Here is a 16,526-nt window from a genome sequence, read left to right as displayed (position 1 = left end):
TTAAACGGTGAGTATAATAGTAAAACGTTTTATGATGGAAAATATTGAAAAAGTTACCCTTTGCTTGTTAAATATAAAAAATGCAACATTTTTTATATTTTCCATTGCGAAAAGTAGCATCTACTTTTACAATAGAAAAGGTGTCCAATATATTATACTGGAAAAATAAATCGAAATAATATGAAAATTTTGTTTTGTCTTCGCTAATTGTATACTGCATATACGTAAGACGACATACATCATGTTATCGACTTGTAAGGAGAGAAAAAAATGAAAAGTGTAAGATTACCATCGATGCTAGAAATCATAGTTCTTTTATTATTATTTCTTGCTGTTGTTTTTTCCTTCCAAACGATTTTTGATCTCCCAATTCAATTAGCGCTATTTATTTCATGGTTTTTAGTAATTGCGCTTGGATTAAGATTAGGATTTCGTTATCAAGAATTGCAAGATGCAATTACGAAAGGGATTTCTAACGGATTAGAAGCAATACTCATTTTAGTTGCAGTAGGTGCTTTAATTGGAACATGGATTGCTGGTGGGATAGTACCAACATTAATTTATTATGGATTAGAATTTATTCACCCTAGCATATTCCTATTAGCAACATTAATTATTTGTTCGATAACTTCTATCGCAACAGGAACATCTTGGGGAACGGTAGGAACAGCAGGTATTGCTATGATGGCAATTGGTGAAGGTCTTGGGTTACCATTACCACTTGTTGCTGGTGCAGTTCTTTCAGGTGCTTATTTCGGGGATAAATTATCGCCACTTTCTGATAGTACAGTACTTGCAGCATCTATGGCAAAAGTAGATGTTATTGCACACGTACGAGCTATGCTTGTATTAGACGTTCCAGCGTATATTATTACTAGCATTATGTTTACTGTAGCTGGTTGGATGTATGGCGGAGATAACGTAGATTTAAATCGAGTAGAATTTTTAAAGGAATCATTATTAAAACACTTTGATATTAAAATATGGATGTTAGTTCCGGCGATTATTGTCATTGTACTATTAGCAATGAAGAAGCCTTCTATGCCTACAATTGCAATGGGAGCTTTACTTGGCGCAATTTGGGCAACTGTTTTCCAAGGAATGCACTTTGGAGACGCAATTGGAACAGCATATAACGGATTCTCAATTCAATCAGGCGTTGAGTTTGTCGATAAGTTATTAAACCGTGGCGGAATTAACGGTATGCTCGGTTCAGTAGCCGTAATTATTTTCGGTTTAGGGTTTGGTGGATTACTTGAAAAATTAGGTGTTTTAAAAGTAATCGTATCAAAATTCGAAAAGAAATTAAATTCTGCTGGTAATGTAACATTATCTACATTAATCGTTGCATTTTTAGCGAACATATTTGGCTGTGCGATGTACGTATCACTTATTTTAACACCGAAAATTATGCAAGAAAGTTATGATAAACTAAAAATCGACCGCCGCGTATTAGCGCGTAACTCAGAAGTAGGTGGAACATTAACTTCAGGTATGGTTCCATGGTCGGATAACGGTATTTTTATGGCTGGTATTTTAGGTGTTGCGACGATATCATACATTCCATTTATGTGGTTAAGCTTCGTATCGTTAATTTTAGCAGTTATTTACGGATATACAGGCAAGTTCATTTGGTATGTAGATGATGCTGAAAAAGGAAAAGAAGCGTCATAAATAAAAAATCACCTTCTACGTGTTGTAGAAGGTGATTTTTTATTATGAAAGCATATTTTTTCATATTGAATTCCTCCAGTAGTGTTATAGTAGGTTACAAAGGAAAGGATACAGCCTAAACTTAAGTTTAGGTCAAGAGGAATTTTTTTAAATAAATATATAATATCTATATATAAGAGTGAGAATTCTTATCATTTAAGAGAAAGTCTGTTATTATAAGAGATGTAGGTATTATATTTTCAAGGGGATGAAAACATGGAGTACAGAATTGAAAGAGATACATTAGGAGAAATAAAAGTTCCAGCTGATAAATTATGGGCAGCACAAACACAACGTAGTAAAGAAAACTTCCCGATTGGAACAGAGCAAATGCCGCTTGAAATTGTAAAAGCATTTGCAATTTTAAAGAAGAGTGCAGCGCTTAGCAATCAAAAATTAGGAAAGCTATCAGAAGAAAAAGCAGAAGCAATTGTGGTAGCTGCTGACGAAATCATTGCAGGGAAATGGAATGAACATTTTCCGCTTGTCGTGTGGCAAACAGGTAGTGGTACACAATCAAACATGAATGTGAATGAAGTAATTGCAAATCGTGGGAATCAAATTTTGAAAGAAAAGGGATCTGACGTACATATTCATCCGAATGATGATGTGAACATGTCCCAAAGTTCAAATGATACATTTCCAACAGCGCTTCATGTAGCATGTGTACTCGCAGTAGAAAATCACGTATTACCAGCTATTACGAAATTAAAAGAAACGTTAGCAGAAAAAGTAACTGCATTTGAACATATTATAAAAATTGGTCGTACACATTTACAAGATGCGACACCGTTAACATTAGGACAAGAAATTAGTGGATGGCACCGTATGCTTGAAAAAACAGAGCGTATGATTGCAGAGAGCAATACATATATGAAAGAGCTTGCGATTGGTGGTACAGCAGTTGGAACAGGTATTAACGCTCATCCTAAATTTGGTGAGATGGTATCAGAGGAAATTAGCCAATTTACAGGTAAACAATTTATTTCTGCACCAAATAAGTTCCATGCATTAACGAGCCATGATGAAGTTGTATATACTCACGGTGCATTAAAAGCATTAGCTGCGGATTTAATGAAGATTGCTAACGATGTACGTTGGCTTGCAAGTGGTCCACGTAGTGGTCTTGGAGAAATTATTATTCCAGCAAATGAACCGGGAAGCTCTATTATGCCAGGTAAAGTAAATCCAACGCAAAGTGAAGCATTAACGATGGTTGTAGCGCAAGTGATGGGGAATGATGCAACAATCGGATTTGCTGCGAGTCAAGGTAATTTTGAGTTGAACGTATTTAAACCTGTTATTGCATATAACTTCTTACAATCCGCTCACTTATTAGCAGATGCAATTGTTTCATTTAATGATAATTGTGCAGTTGGTATTGAAGCAGATGAAGAAGTCATTAAAGAGAATGTGAATCGTTCATTAATGCTTGTTACAGCATTAAACCCGCATATCGGATATGAAAATGCAGCAAAAATTGCGAAGCATGCTCATAAAGAAGGGTTAACTTTAAAAGAAGCAGCATTGCAATCTGGACTACTAACAAAAGAGCAATTTGATGAAATTGTCGATCCGAAAAAAATGATTGCTCCGAAAGAGTAATAAAAAAAGCCGAGATTCTTTGTTTAGAATCTTGGCTTTTTTAATATTTATCTTTTCTATTTGTATTACTGTAAGTACCAAAATAAATTATTTGTTAGCAGGCATATTCAATACTTTCATATGCGGACAGTTTTCTTTTAAGACTGAAAGGAACTTTTCTTCTTCTTGGGGTATAAAAACAGTTACAGAGTCAAATAAATTGTAATGGATTTCTAATTGCTGTCTAGTCCATTTCTTTGAATGAAGTTTTTTACCAGCATATTTAACGTGACGGATGTCTTTAAATAGAATTTCAGTATGAAATATGAAACCATGTTTTACAATAAGAGATGAAGCAGTTATATGGTAGTGAGAAAAATAGAAGGAAGAAAGATTTACGACATTTAGCAGCATCATGAGAGTGAAAAAAATAGAATTTTCATTTTGGAAGAATAGCGAAATGAAAAAAATCATGATAAATAATGAAATGAAAATGACGTGAAATGGATTTTTTTTCGCTTTAAATTTCAAGTTGGTCACCTCGGTATACATGTACTTTAACTAAATTAAATCATAACATCGTAATAAAACGCGTGAATATGCATAATTGCATATTCACGCGTTTTATTATTCATGTAAAATTTCTTGATGGAATACATTCAAAAGAAGTTTTCTAATAGTGGAGTGGCATGAAGTGACTTACAAGAATAGAAAGATAGCGTTAGTCATAATTAGTTGTATGATGATTATGGGGAGTTGTGCTAATACATTTGTTGAAGATAGAAACCGAAAGCATACATTTGTACAAGCAAGTAAGGTTTTAGTAGAGACTGTAAATAGAATATATAAAAAGTAAAAGGTGTTTTCTTATACAGAAACACCTTTTTTGTAGTTAAAATTGAATGCTGAAGTTTTGGAATGTATGAATACCAGTCCCATGTTTGATCAGCTCTTTATCATTTAAATATTGAATAGCATATTTCACCTCTTTCAATATAACAGGTGAAAGGCCGAGGGTATGATGTGAACCAAAAATTTGTTTAATAGGAAAGACGTTTGTAATTTTATTTAGAGACTGAACTAGATCTACAGGATTTGTAGATGGATAAAATGCAAAAATCGTGCCTTCATACAGTAAATCTCCTGTGAATAAAAAAGCAGATTCATAATCATATAGGCAAATATGTCCTGGTGAGTGACCTGGCGTATGTATAATTTGAATCTCCCTATTTCCGATATCAATCATATCTCCATCTTGTAGTAATTTTGTTGGTGTTCCTTGAAAGGGTTTGAATGTTTCAGGTTGAAATGTTTTAGGTGTAGGTAAAGTAATATCACGAGCGATGTCGTGCCTAATTTGAGTAATAGGAAGTCCTTTTATGCCATTAATGAGCCAATCCGCCTCTAAAGCATGTACATAGATTTCTTCAAATTGTGCGTGACTACCGATATGATCCCAATGGACATGTGTTGTGACAACAATAATTGGTAAGTTTGTTAGTTGGTCAGTTATACGCTTCAGATTATCGATACCTAGTCCAGTATCGATAAGGAGTGCGGTAGTATCGCCTAAAAGCAAGAAGGAATGTACTTGCTCCCAATGTCCATATTCACTAATCGCATATGTATTTTGGGCAATTTGTTTAACAGTAAACCAAGGGTCGTGCAGAATAGTCATGTTTTGTTTCACATCCTATCGTAATTTATTTATTAAATACATTCGCTTTTTATTGCTTCATATCCTTTTTAAAGAATATCTTATAGACATTTTTATAAAAGTTTGCAAAATAGGTAAACGAAACATTGAAATGTTTATTTCGTTTATGTTAAGATGATGAAGTGATAATAAACGTTATTAAAATTTGTTTGTTTTAAAATGGACATTTTAAAGGAGTGTTTAGTATGAGCGATATTTCAGAGAAGTTTTGGGATGCGTCGGTAGAGGAATTGAAAAAAGGGTATGTGTTTGATGAGGAAACGGAAGAGTATATTTGTTTAGCTTGTGGAGAAACGTTTATTAAGGGGGTTATTTATCAAGATAATCAAGTTTTGTATGAAGCAGAGAAGTTTGTACAATTGCATGTGCAAAACGAACATACGTCTATGTTTGATTATTTATTAAACCTTGATAAGAAGTATACAGGTTTAACTGATTTGCAAAAGAAAATGGTTCAGTTTTTCCATATGGGGCTGAATGATAAAGAGATTGTAAAAGAGATGGATGGCGGAAGTACTTCAACTATCCGCAATCATCGGTTTACACTTCGAGAGAAAATGAAACAAGCGAAAGTATTTTTAGCGTTAATGGAACTGTCAGAAGAAAAATCGAAAGTACAAATGAAATTTGTACCTATTCATAGAACAGCAACGATGGTAGATGATCGTTACAATATTACAGAAGAAGAAAATGATGAAGTATTAAAAGCACATTTTACAGAAGGCTTAGATGGACCGCTTTCTAAATTCCCGAAAAAACAAAAGCGTAAATTAATTATATTACGCCATTTAGTGACGAAGTTTGATAGTAATAAAAAGTACACGGAAAAAGAAGTAAATACTATCATAGAAAGTGTATACCCAGATTTTGTGACTTTAAGAAGATATTTAATTGAATATGGTTTTTTAGATAGAACAGATGATGGAAGCCAATATTGGGTGAAGTTATAGTATATGGAGAAGAAAATGAATAGAAGCACATCGTTATAACAAATATACAAAGAGATGTAAGTTGAAAAACAGATTTTTAATAAAAGGAGAAATGAAATTTGAAACCACCTACAGATAACAATAAAGAAGGTGCGGAGTCGCATAAGTTAGAAAGTGAGAGTAAGCCGATATGGAAATCGATGTCCATGTTTTTAGTACCGTTACTATTAAGTAATGTATTACAATCGGTCGGACAATTATTTGGTATGGTAGTAGTAGGGAGATGGCTTGGAGTGAATGATTTAGCGGCCATATCAGCATTCTTTCCACTATTTTTCTTACTCGTTTCATTTGTAATTGGTATTGGTTCTGGTAGTTCCATTTTAATAGGTCAGGCGTTTGGGGCAAAAAACGAAGATCGTTTAAAAGCGATTGTTGGTACGACGCTAACATTTACCTTTATTATTGGAGTTGTGTTGGCGATAGTAGGTAGTATTTTTGCGATGGATATTATGCGCCTTATGGGAACGCCAGAAAATATTATTGAAATAAGTGTACATTATGCACGTATTTTATTTATATCGATGCCAGTATTATTTTTGTATTTCGCATACACAACATTTATGAGAGGGACAGGAGATTCTAAAACGCCATTTTATTTTTTAATTGTAAGTACAGCGCTAAATATGATCTTATTACCGATTCTTATTTTTGGATGGTTAGGAGCTCCGAAATTAGATGTGTATGGAGCAGCCTATGCTTCTGTTATATCTACAGTTATTACGTTTATTGTCATGTTAGTGTATTTAAAGAAAAAAAATCACCCACTACAATTAGATAGTACGGTAAGGAAATATCTTCGAATGGATTGGGATTTATTAAAGCTATTGCTACGACTCGGTATTCCAGCGAGTATTAATATGATATTAGTTTCATTATCAGAAATTGCGGTAATCGCGTTTGTAAATCGTTACGGTTCAGATGCAACAGCAGCTTATGGGGTTGTGAACCAAGTTGCAAGTTATGTGCAAATGCCAGCAGTTAGTCTTGGTATTACGGTCTCCATTTTTGCTGCACAATCAATTGGTGCGAATCAATTTGATCGATTGCAGAAAGTTGTGAAGGCCGGAATTATTATGAACTACGTCATCGGTGGTGTGCTAATATCTCTTATTTACTTGTTCTCAAGAGACATTCTATCACTGTTTTTAACGAGTCAAACTACAATTGAAATTGCTCATAGCCTAGTTATGATTACATTATGGAGTTATTTAATTTTCGGGCATGCGCAAATTATTAGTGCGACAATGCGAGCGAGTGGTACAGTATTATGGCCAACTGTTATCGGTGTCGTATCAATATGGCTTGTAGAAGTACCTGTAGCGTATTACCTTTCTTACCATACAAGTCTTGGTATAGAAGGGATATGGATTGGGTACCCAGCAGCGTTTATTGTCAGTTTAATACTACAATATGCATATTATAAGCTTTCATGGCAGAAGAAACGAATTACACGATTAGTGAGTTAAATATTGAAAAAGTCCCTAAGTTATTTTACTTAGGGACATTTTTTGTAAAGGTATCTTTATAAATAGCTTTTTAAAGTAATATCAAAATGTTGTCTAATGAGTTTGTTATCACTCATATAAAACTCCCAAGCTTTTTCTGGTTCACCGATAATTTCAAAAGATTCTTCTGTAATATATAAGGCACAATTATCCTCTAGAGCAATGCCTTCTATATTACCTTGATGATTTTGTAAAAAGGAATGGAAGGCGTTCATTCTATTTAATTGATTATAATGTGGACAAAACCTTTTGTTCACAATTCCCCAGCCGTTGCTCTCTATATAACCGGAACCTTCATAATCTGAGCGGATGCTAGATGTGAACCAGCACATAGCACCAGCGCTGTATCCTGCAATGAGCGTTCCTTGCTGCAGAGCCAATAGTAATTTTTCATCGAGTTTATGTTCTTTCCATTCTGTAACCATTTGAATATAGTTCCCGCCACCGAGATAAATTAAATCAGCAGACTGAATCATTTCGTCTATTTCATATTTAGAAGGTGTATCAGCTATAATACGTAAAATTTGTACGTCACAGTGTAATTGTTTTTCAAATGTGTCTAAAAATAATTTTATATAGCTTTCATCATCATGACTAGCTGTAGGAATGAATAATACTTTCGGATATTGTTTATTTGTTAATTCTATAAGTCGCTCATTAATAGGCGAGTGATTGGAATCTTGTAAATCACCGCCACCAATGACAGCTAATTTCATAGTAAAGCACCACCTAATCATTTTCGTTATATAAAAATTCGATAGAAGAGAGTTACATTCCTTCTGTGATGTAATGATTAAGTAGAAAATATAGTTTAAATATATCGGAATAGTAAAGAAAAGGCTGGTTATATTGGGAAATGAATTAGAAACAATTTATTAATATATAATACTTCATACTATTGTTTCAAAATATGGAAACAATATGTTTAAATGGATATAAAGAAGCATGTATTCATATTGAATGAGTGCTTATACTTTAAAAAGGAATCGGAAATAATAGAGATTTTACAAATGAGTTTTTACTTTTAATAGGAACTTGTATTACAATATGGTAAAATTATTTCAATATATTTATTTAATATAAAAATACAAAGAGGGAGCGTGAAAAAAGTGGATTTTCGATTCGAATTTACAACGAAGGTGAAGGAATACTTGGATGATGAGAAGGATGAAAAAATAATAAAAGATGGACATAGAGATATCATTTTTCAGTATTTATATCCGCTAGAGAGTGAAATTGGTATTTATAAAAATCCTAACTTTACTTTTTTTGCATCAGGAAGACGCTCGCATATCGTATTAGAAAACATTGAATTTAAAACAGAGGTAAATGTAAAAAGTAACATCATTGAAATTACAAAAATAGTAGATAATGTCGTTATCCCGTTAGATACGATCGTAGCGAAAGATCGGGAATTGTTTGCACTTGGGCGTAATGAGAAATTTAGTGTACAAATATTAGAGCAGTATCTCTTTGATACATTTGGAGAAAAATTAGGTTTAAAATGAATGGAATGGCCTATGTATTTATAGGTAGTGAATTTTCGTATATATCATTTGCGTTTGACCTTTCGTTTAATTTATACTACAATTCGTAGTGTGAAAGGAGCTATGCGATGTTTACTCAAAACTATAAGCTAAATGAGCAAGGGTTAAATCATTTCTTTGGACCGCTTGAAGCGAAAATTATGGAGATTGTTTGGTCTAGCGAAGGGATTACGATTAAAGAAGTGCAGCAGAAATTAAGTGAAGAATCACCTGTGAATTTTAACACTGTGATGACAGTTATGAACAGGTTAGTAGAGAAATTACACTTAGAAAAACAAACTGTGAAAAGAAGTGGCATATATCGTGCTGTACAAACAAAAGATGAATTCTTATCCAATCAAACGAAGAAAATGACACAGGAATTGATGGGGGAATTTGGAGATTTAGTTGTAAATCATATGCTAGATGAATTAGAGCAAGCTGATCCGAATTTAATAAAAAAATTAGAAGACAAATTGAGTCAGTTAAAAAAAGAGGATTAATGAAATGAAATGGCAAATGCGTAAAATCGTATTGTTAGCAGGAATTGTTAGTATACTCTTTTTCAGTATGCTAGTGTATTACGTTACATATCCATTTCTGTTTCAAAATAAGATGTTCTTCCTTTCAAATTTTTGCTTGTTTCAATTAGAAAAACATATGAAGGAGTTATCGCTCATTCGTATTATAATCGCTGGATTTCTACTACTTACTGTGTTTATCGTGTGTAAAAGGATATGGCGACAATTTTTTTATAGTAAAAGATTACAAAAAGTACTTATCCCTTTCATCCGAAAAGGAAAGCAAATATATATATTGCCGACTGCGGAAGTTGCGGCATTTACAATTGGGCTATTTCGTCCGAAAGTTGTCATATCAGAAGGGATGATTCAAACATTTTCAGATGAAGAAATGGATGCAATTATTTTCCATGAAGAATATCATCAAAATAATCATGATCCGTTAAAATTATTTTGTTTTACGTTATTAGCAGAAGGAATGATGTACATACCGGTCTTAAAAGGCTTGTTACAGCGGTATCATACGTATCAGGAGCTAGCTGCTGATAAATATGCGATGCAAAAAATGGAGTCTTCGTTTGAGTTAGGTAGCGCGTTATTAAAATTAATTAAAATAAAGACAATGGAAAATCGATGTGTTACAGCTTCATTTGCAAAAACAGCAATCAATTTACGAATCGAGCAAGTGTTAAATGAAAAAGTTGTTAAGCTTACTATTCCGTTACATACGAATTCGGTATATGTAACATTAGGTTTATTTTGTATGTCGGTTGTGCTAATTGTCGGAGAGTGCATATAGCCTCTTTTTTTAAGAATTAACACTACTTGTTGTAGTGTTTTAGGGGGAATAAAATGAATGCAGCAGATTTAACAATTTGGCTTGTAGCAGGGGCAGGAGTATTGTCATTTATATCACCATGCTCTTTACCGCTATATCCATCTTATTTATCTTATATTACAGGTGTGTCTATTCAAGATTTAAAAGAAAATCGTGGGATTATGCAAAAATCAGCGATTATACATACCGTATTTTTTATGATCGGATTTTCGGTTATATTTTACGCGTTAGGTTTATCAGTAAGCTGGATTGGAATCACATTTTCATCTAACCAAAAATTAATTCAACAAATTGGTGGGATTTTTATTGTTTTAATGGGGCTATTTATGACGGGCTTGTTTCAGCCTAAGTGGCTTATGGCAGAGAAAAAGGTGCAGTATAGAAGTAAATCGACTGGATATATTCGCTCGATTTTAGTCGGTATGACATATGCAGCGGGTTGGACTCCATGTGTTGGACCGATATTTTCAGCTGTACTCATGCTTGGTGCGACGAATCCTGAAGGGGCACTTCTTTATATTACAGCGTATACGCTTGGATTTGCAGTTCCATTTTTCGTGATGGCATTCTTTATTGGGAAGATAAAATGGATTGTTACATATGCCAATGTCATGATGAAAATTGGCGGTGGAATGATGATTGTAACAGGTATTTTATTGTATACAAATCAAATGACGAAAATTACAGCATTCTTTATTCGTCTATTCGGCGGATTTACAGGTTTTTAAAAATGAGGAGGAAAAAAAGTGAAGAAACTAATTGCTATTATACTGGCCGGAGCATTAATTTGGGCCGGAGTTAATTTTTATAATTCAAAGAAAGAAGAAAAAGAAAGAAAAGCGAAACAAGCGGAATTACAGAAAACAGAAGTATTACCACAAGTAGGATTTAAAGCACCAGACATAACATTAAAAGGATTAGATGGGAAGCTGTATTCGTTACATGATGCAAAAGGTAAACCATATCTTATTAATTTTTGGGCATCATGGTGTGGTCCATGTGAAATGGAGGCGCCTGACTTAGTTCGTATGTATGATAAATATAAAAAGGATGTTGAAATCTTTGCGGTAAATGCAACAATAGGAGATCCAGTGCAAGAAGCGAGCGCTTTTGCGGATCGTCACGGATTTAAGTTTCCTGTTTTACTAGATATGGACGGAGTAGCCGGATTAGATTATAAAGTGTTTTCTTTACCAACGACATTTTTTGTTAATAAAGATGGAATTATCGTAGAGCAAGTACGAGGCGTACTACCTCCAGATCAATTAGAAGAGAAATTCAAGAAATTAATTGAGAGTTAAGAGGGGATTTCATAGTGATGGAGTGGATCGTGAGGTTACAACCCGTATCTCTTATAATTGGAAGTTTATTTGGATTTATGTTGATGAAACGAAAGATGAAGAACGAAAGTGTACCATATGAAAAAATGATGGATGCAGTAACAAATGCTTTTCTTATCATCGTATTTGTATGGAAATTTGCACCGGCAATTTTAAATCCAGTATGGGCTATTAGGTCGCCACTGCAAGCATTATTAGCTATAGGAAGTACGAAACATATTGTAGTAGGATGCATAATTGCAAGTGTATACATTGTTTGGAAAAGTAAAAAGGGGCAATTTTCGCTTCGTACTTTACTTGATGCATTACCTATTGCGCTATGTATGAGTATTATTTTTTATTTTCTATTCCACCAAAAAGTAGGAGTACAAACGACATTGCCTTGGGGTGTGAAAGTATATGAATCTAATTTTTTATATCATCCTATATTCGCATACGAGATCATTCTGGCTCTTTGTATAGTGGGCTTGTTATGGATGAAAAATGAAAGGCTTGGAAATGGAAAGAATATAAGTGTTTTTCTAATTATTGAGGGGTTTGCTCATATTATTATTTCACTTGTTAGTGAACAGAATTCAGTTCTATTTGGTTTATCGATGCAGCAAATACTCAGTTTTTGTATTATGAGTTTAGGGATTTTGTTCGTACCGAAAAGATAAAAATAGCCATGTGCGGAGGAATCCGCACGTGGCTATTTTTATTACAGCTATTAAAAAATCGGCGGAGTAACAGAAAATAAAACAATGGCATTTTGCTCGAATTGATTTACCCATTTATGTTTTAAATAAGCGGGTATTTTTACGCTATCACCAGTTTCTAATATGTACTCTTCTTCATTTAAATGTAATGTGATTTTCCCTTCTAATACATATGCTAATTCTTCACCTTTATGTTCTAGTACATTTTCTGATGAAGCTGTATTCGGCGGGACGGTCATAATTGCTGTTGCTAAATTTCCTGTGAAATCAGGTGATAGCATTTCATATGATAAATTATCGATAATCATTTTTTTGCGTTTATGAGAACGTACAATTAAATCGTCTGTATTGGTATCTTCAAGTAAAAAGCTAAATGTTGGAACATCAAGGGCCTTAGCGAGTACTTTTAATGTTTGGATAGAAGGGTTAGCAGATCCACGCTCAATTTGACTTAACATAGATGGTGTAATATCAGCCATCTTTGCAAGTTCTTTACTCGTTAAACCTTTTTCTTTTCTTTGTTTTTCAATTTTTTTACCAATATCTATATTTTCCATATTGAAAATCTCCTTACTGATTATTAAATTATATTTAAATAAGTTAAATTAAAATTAACTAAAGTGGATAATTTATGTTAAACTATATTAAAATTAATTTAATTATAATTTATTAAATCGTAAGCTACAAGGTGATGAGGAGGTAATAACAGTAAATAAGAATCTATAAAAAACTATAAAAATTTACAATTACAGGTTTTATATTTTACAGAATTCAACCTATAATATTTTCAGGTGATGAAAAGGGGGAAAAGGATGAAAACAACACGTACTTGTAAAATCAATTCTATTACAAAAGAACAAACGGAAGCTTTAATTACTTTGATCCGTACGTTCGAAAGTGCAAAACGATATAGTTTTAATCGTTTAATTGAAGGAGAAAGCGAGAAAGAATTGATTAAAAAACTACAACTTAAATATTTGTTAAACAAACGCTTTTGTGAAGATGCAGTTTTGCAAGTACAAACCATCCTTTCCTCCCAAAAAGAACTTCTTCCTGTTTACCTAGAAAACAATCAAAAAAAATTAGAAAAAACATTACAAAAAAAAGATGATTATGAAAGTGGCAGGAAAAACCCAAAAAAAGTTTCATTAGAAATGTGTCTAATTGGATTAAGAAAAAGACAACAAAAATTAGAACAAAAAATTGAAATGTATGAAACACATATTAAAAATGGAACATTACCTCCTATTATTTTTGGTGGACGGAAAAATTTCTATGAAAGAATGAAAGATAAGATATCCAATCAAGAATGGAAAGATTTACGTACAAGGCAATTATATTCTCGCGGAGATAAAAGTAAAAAAGGGAATTTGAACATGCGCATTACAGTTGATGATTGTGGGCAAGGATGGTTAGAAATTGCAAATTCATTAGGACGAACAAATGGAAAAACAAAAAGCCCACGAATCAAAGTTCCGATTATTATTCCATATCGTTTTTATCATGAAATCACAAATGTTGTTATGGGAGAACAAATCGGTGTAAATCCAAAAGGAAAACCGATTATAGATCATCAAAAATATAGTGTAGAAATTATTCGCAAACAAAATGATTTTTATGTAAACATTACGTTTGATGAAACGGAAATAGGTCGTGTATTAGATTTTAAAGAAACACCACAATCTGATTTAATTGCAGGGATCGATGTGAATCCGGATCGAATTGCAGTTAGTTTATGTACAAAACAAGGTAATTTTAAGGGTTCGAAGATCTTTTACTTACACAATCTTGATACATTTTCAACAAACAAACGCACAACAGTAATCGGACAAATCGTACAACAAATCAAAAAATGGTTAATAGAAAACAATGTAGGTGGTATTGTTTTAGAGGATTTGAAATTCCAACAGTCTCATGATACTGATAAATACAGCAATCGTAAATTTCATCAATTTACGTATAAAAAAATGTTGGATAGTTTAATTCGTATGGCTCTTCGTAACGGATTTTCTGTCAAAACAGTAAATCCTGCCTATACAAGTGTGATCGGAAAATTAAAATACTGTAAAAAGTTTGGTATTAGTGTTCACGAAACCGCTGCGTTCACAATCGTAAGACGTGGATTAGGTTTCCAAGAAAGATTACCTAAAGAAGTTGTTCTGTTATTAAAAAACAAAATTACAACAAAACTCCGTATTTTTGTCGCTTCAATGGAAGAAAGCGAAAAGGATACGAATACGAAAAAAGTATATAAAAAATGGCTACAAACGATTAAAACATGGAAAGATCATCACAATTGGAAATTGTGGAGTATTCTTCACAAAACTGTTTATATGAACAATCAACAATTATTATTTAAAATTTAAATATAGAAGGGGGGTACTGGTTTATTTCTTATAACCTCTTGCATACTACTGACTTGGATGAATGGTAGTATGCAAGAGCAGATCGTTCCTAACAGGAACCTGCCGTCATTCTTTCACAATAGGTGGATGAAAAGGTCACAAATCTTACGGACAGGAAAAAGGTGAGATTCCTTTTCGGTAGTTGGCATTTGACTTGGTTCGCCAACAATTTATAGATTTTTATAAGAATTTTAAACCAGGAAGAGGAATGAAGGAAATAGAGAAATTAAAAGAGGAATATCCACTATTAAATAAATTGATTGAAACAGAAGAAGTGTTTTGGGTGAATCCGAACATGGAAAAGTATGAAACGGCAATAAAAGATTCGCCACTCAGTGAAGAGAATGTAAAAGATGCGGAGGAGAGGTTAAAGCATTTTGCTTCATACATTGCGAAAGTTTTTCCTGAAACGAAAGAGACGAAAGGCATCATTGAATCACCTTTATTGAAAATCCCTTCTATGAAACAAGCTTTAGAGAAACATTACGAGCAACCTATTTTAGGAGAATTATTCTTAAAATGTGATAGTCATCTCCCGATATCAGGATCAATTAAAGCTAGAGGCGGCATTTATGAAGTGTTGAAACATGCTGAACAATTAGCTTTGCAGCAAGGTATGTTAACAGAAGGAGATGATTATTCCATTTTAGATAGTGATACATGTAGAGAGTTTTTTGCCAAATATTCAATTGCGGTCGGTTCTACAGGGAATTTAGGGCTAAGCATTGGGATTATGAGTGCGAAACTAGGTTTTAACGTAACTGTTCATATGTCAGCAGACGCGAAACAATGGAAAAAAGATTTATTAAGAAGTAAAGGTGTAAATGTTATTGAATATGAAGCTGATTATAGTAAAGCTGTAGAAGAGGGGCGCCAGCAAGCAGATGCAGATCCTAGTTGTTATTTTGTAGATGATGAAAACTCACATGATTTATTTTTAGGATACGCAGTAGCAGCATCGCGTTTACAAAAACAATTAGAAGAGTTAGAAATTGTAGTGGATGAAGAGCATCCTTTATTCGTTTATCTGCCATGCGGAGTAGGTGGCGGACCTGGCGGAGTCGCATTTGGTTTAAAGTTATTGTATAAAGACAACGTACACTGTTTCTTTGCAGAGCCAACACATTCTCCATGTATGTTAATCGGGTTAATGACAGGACTTCATGATAAAATCGCCGTTCAAGATATCGGAATTGATAATGTAACAGACGCGGACGGACTTGCGGTAGGAAGGCCATCTGGATTTGTTGGTAAAACGATGGAACCATTTTTGAGTGGGAATTACACAGTAAGCGATGGAGAGTTATATAGATTGTTAAAAGAACTAGCTGATACAGAGAATATTTATTTAGAGCCTTCTGCATTAGCAGGTATGATAGGACCAGTGAAAGTATGTAAAGAAGATGCGTATTTACAAAAGCAACAGTTAATGGAGAAGATGCAAAAAGGTACTCATATTGTATGGGGAACGGGCGGTAGTATGGTTCCAGAAGATGTGATGAATGGGTATTATAAAACAGGTGAGGCATTAACAATATTAGAAAAATGAGGCTAGTTGTAGCCTCATTTTTTCATGTACATAAAAATCTTTGTTATTTTCACAATAGTTCTTTATAGTATAGATAAAGGATAACTAATATTGAATAAATACAACAAAAAGCTTTATTTTACATAATAAGAGGATGTG

At 33.3% G+C, this 16,526-nt stretch carries 17 protein-coding genes; 13 read left to right on the top strand and 4 right to left on the bottom strand.

Annotation, left to right across the window (positions count from 1 at the left end; all coding sequences use genetic code 11):
- The first annotated feature begins 270 nt into the window (after positions 1-270).
- Both nhaC and fumC read left to right on the top strand, forming a co-directional pair.
- Positions 271-1,674, top strand: a complete 1,404-nt coding sequence (gene nhaC / locus AC0L0O_RS16300) for a Na+/H+ antiporter NhaC (protein ID WP_000843974.1) — start codon at positions 271-273, stop codon at positions 1,672-1,674.
- 255 nt (positions 1,675-1,929) lie between these two features.
- The gene (fumC, locus tag AC0L0O_RS16295; protein ID WP_473785882.1) at positions 1,930-3,318 is read left to right on the top strand and encodes a class II fumarate hydratase; all 1,389 of its coding nucleotides are present in this window, start codon (positions 1,930-1,932) and stop codon (positions 3,316-3,318) included.
- 87 nt (positions 3,319-3,405) lie between these two features.
- On the opposite strand, the gene AC0L0O_RS16290 is transcribed toward fumC, so the two are convergent.
- The gene (locus AC0L0O_RS16290) at positions 3,406-3,828 is read right to left on the bottom strand and encodes a PH domain-containing protein (RefSeq protein WP_000669061.1); all 423 of its coding nucleotides are present in this window, start codon (positions 3,826-3,828) and stop codon (positions 3,406-3,408) included.
- A gap of 163 nt (positions 3,829-3,991) precedes the next feature.
- Here AC0L0O_RS16290 and AC0L0O_RS16285 point away from each other — a divergent pair, with 163 nt between their 5' ends.
- Positions 3,992-4,153, top strand: coding sequence for a hypothetical protein (locus AC0L0O_RS16285; protein ID WP_033692505.1), 162 nt, complete (start codon positions 3,992-3,994; stop codon positions 4,151-4,153).
- A gap of 36 nt (positions 4,154-4,189) precedes the next feature.
- On the opposite strand, the gene AC0L0O_RS16280 is transcribed toward AC0L0O_RS16285, so the two are convergent.
- On the bottom strand, positions 4,190-4,975 hold the full coding sequence (locus AC0L0O_RS16280) for an MBL fold metallo-hydrolase (protein WP_473785881.1): 786 nt from the start codon (positions 4,973-4,975) through the stop codon (positions 4,190-4,192).
- A gap of 224 nt (positions 4,976-5,199) precedes the next feature.
- On the opposite strand from AC0L0O_RS16280, the gene AC0L0O_RS16275 reads away from it, so the two are divergent.
- A complete protein-coding gene (locus AC0L0O_RS16275; protein WP_001280286.1) occupies positions 5,200-5,964 on the top strand; it encodes a DUF2087 domain-containing protein in 765 nt (254 codons plus the stop codon).
- 98 nt (positions 5,965-6,062) lie between these two features.
- Complete coding sequence (locus tag AC0L0O_RS16270; RefSeq protein WP_000804157.1) at positions 6,063-7,472, top strand: MATE family efflux transporter; 1,410 nt, start codon at positions 6,063-6,065, stop codon at positions 7,470-7,472.
- A 56-nt stretch (positions 7,473-7,528) separates the two neighbouring features.
- Here the strand turns inward: AC0L0O_RS16270 and AC0L0O_RS16265 are convergent, their stop codons facing one another.
- Positions 7,529-8,227, bottom strand: a complete 699-nt coding sequence (locus AC0L0O_RS16265; protein WP_000762140.1) for a peptidase E — start codon at positions 8,225-8,227, stop codon at positions 7,529-7,531.
- A gap of 393 nt (positions 8,228-8,620) precedes the next feature.
- Here AC0L0O_RS16265 and AC0L0O_RS16260 point away from each other — a divergent pair, with 393 nt between their 5' ends.
- From AC0L0O_RS16260 to AC0L0O_RS16235, 6 genes are all read left to right on the top strand, one after another.
- Complete coding sequence (locus AC0L0O_RS16260; RefSeq protein WP_001983153.1) at positions 8,621-9,019, top strand: DUF3942 family protein; 399 nt, start codon at positions 8,621-8,623, stop codon at positions 9,017-9,019.
- Positions 9,020-9,126: 107 nt separating this feature from the next.
- Positions 9,127-9,540 carry a BlaI/MecI/CopY family transcriptional regulator gene (locus tag AC0L0O_RS16255; protein ID WP_000495063.1) on the top strand — a complete coding sequence of 138 codons (414 nt, stop codon included), beginning with the start codon at positions 9,127-9,129 and terminating at the stop codon, positions 9,538-9,540.
- Between the two features lie 4 nt (positions 9,541-9,544).
- Positions 9,545-10,357 carry a M56 family metallopeptidase gene (locus tag AC0L0O_RS16250; protein WP_000871918.1) on the top strand — a complete coding sequence of 271 codons (813 nt, stop codon included), beginning with the start codon at positions 9,545-9,547 and terminating at the stop codon, positions 10,355-10,357.
- A 53-nt stretch (positions 10,358-10,410) separates the two neighbouring features.
- Entirely contained in the window at positions 10,411-11,124 is a 714-nt protein-coding gene (gene ccdA / locus AC0L0O_RS16245; protein ID WP_000990441.1) for a cytochrome c-type biogenesis protein CcdA, read from the top strand.
- Positions 11,125-11,142: 18 nt separating this feature from the next.
- Positions 11,143-11,697, top strand: a complete 555-nt coding sequence (locus AC0L0O_RS16240; protein WP_000733163.1) for a TlpA family protein disulfide reductase — start codon at positions 11,143-11,145, stop codon at positions 11,695-11,697.
- Positions 11,698-11,714: 17 nt separating this feature from the next.
- A complete protein-coding gene (locus AC0L0O_RS16235; protein ID WP_000454866.1) occupies positions 11,715-12,395 on the top strand; it encodes a prolipoprotein diacylglyceryl transferase family protein in 681 nt (226 codons plus the stop codon).
- A 50-nt stretch (positions 12,396-12,445) separates the two neighbouring features.
- Here the strand turns inward: AC0L0O_RS16235 and AC0L0O_RS16230 are convergent, their stop codons facing one another.
- The gene (locus AC0L0O_RS16230) at positions 12,446-12,991 is read right to left on the bottom strand and encodes a helix-turn-helix domain-containing protein (protein ID WP_000427643.1); all 546 of its coding nucleotides are present in this window, start codon (positions 12,989-12,991) and stop codon (positions 12,446-12,448) included.
- Positions 12,992-13,246: 255 nt separating this feature from the next.
- Here AC0L0O_RS16230 and AC0L0O_RS16225 point away from each other — a divergent pair, with 255 nt between their 5' ends.
- Positions 13,247-14,800, top strand: coding sequence for an IS200/IS605 family accessory protein TnpB-related protein (locus tag AC0L0O_RS16225; protein ID WP_473785880.1), 1,554 nt, complete (start codon positions 13,247-13,249; stop codon positions 14,798-14,800).
- Between the two features lie 247 nt (positions 14,801-15,047).
- Positions 15,048-16,388, top strand: coding sequence for a D-serine ammonia-lyase (gene dsdA / locus AC0L0O_RS16220; RefSeq protein ID WP_000658356.1), 1,341 nt, complete (start codon positions 15,048-15,050; stop codon positions 16,386-16,388).
- The last annotated feature ends 138 nt before the right edge of the window (positions 16,389-16,526 follow it).

The sequence above is a fragment of the Bacillus sp. GS3m_15504 genome, assembly GCF_055825275.1.
Note: the sequence above shows the minus strand (reverse complement) of the source record. Positions and strands in the feature narration are given on the sequence as shown.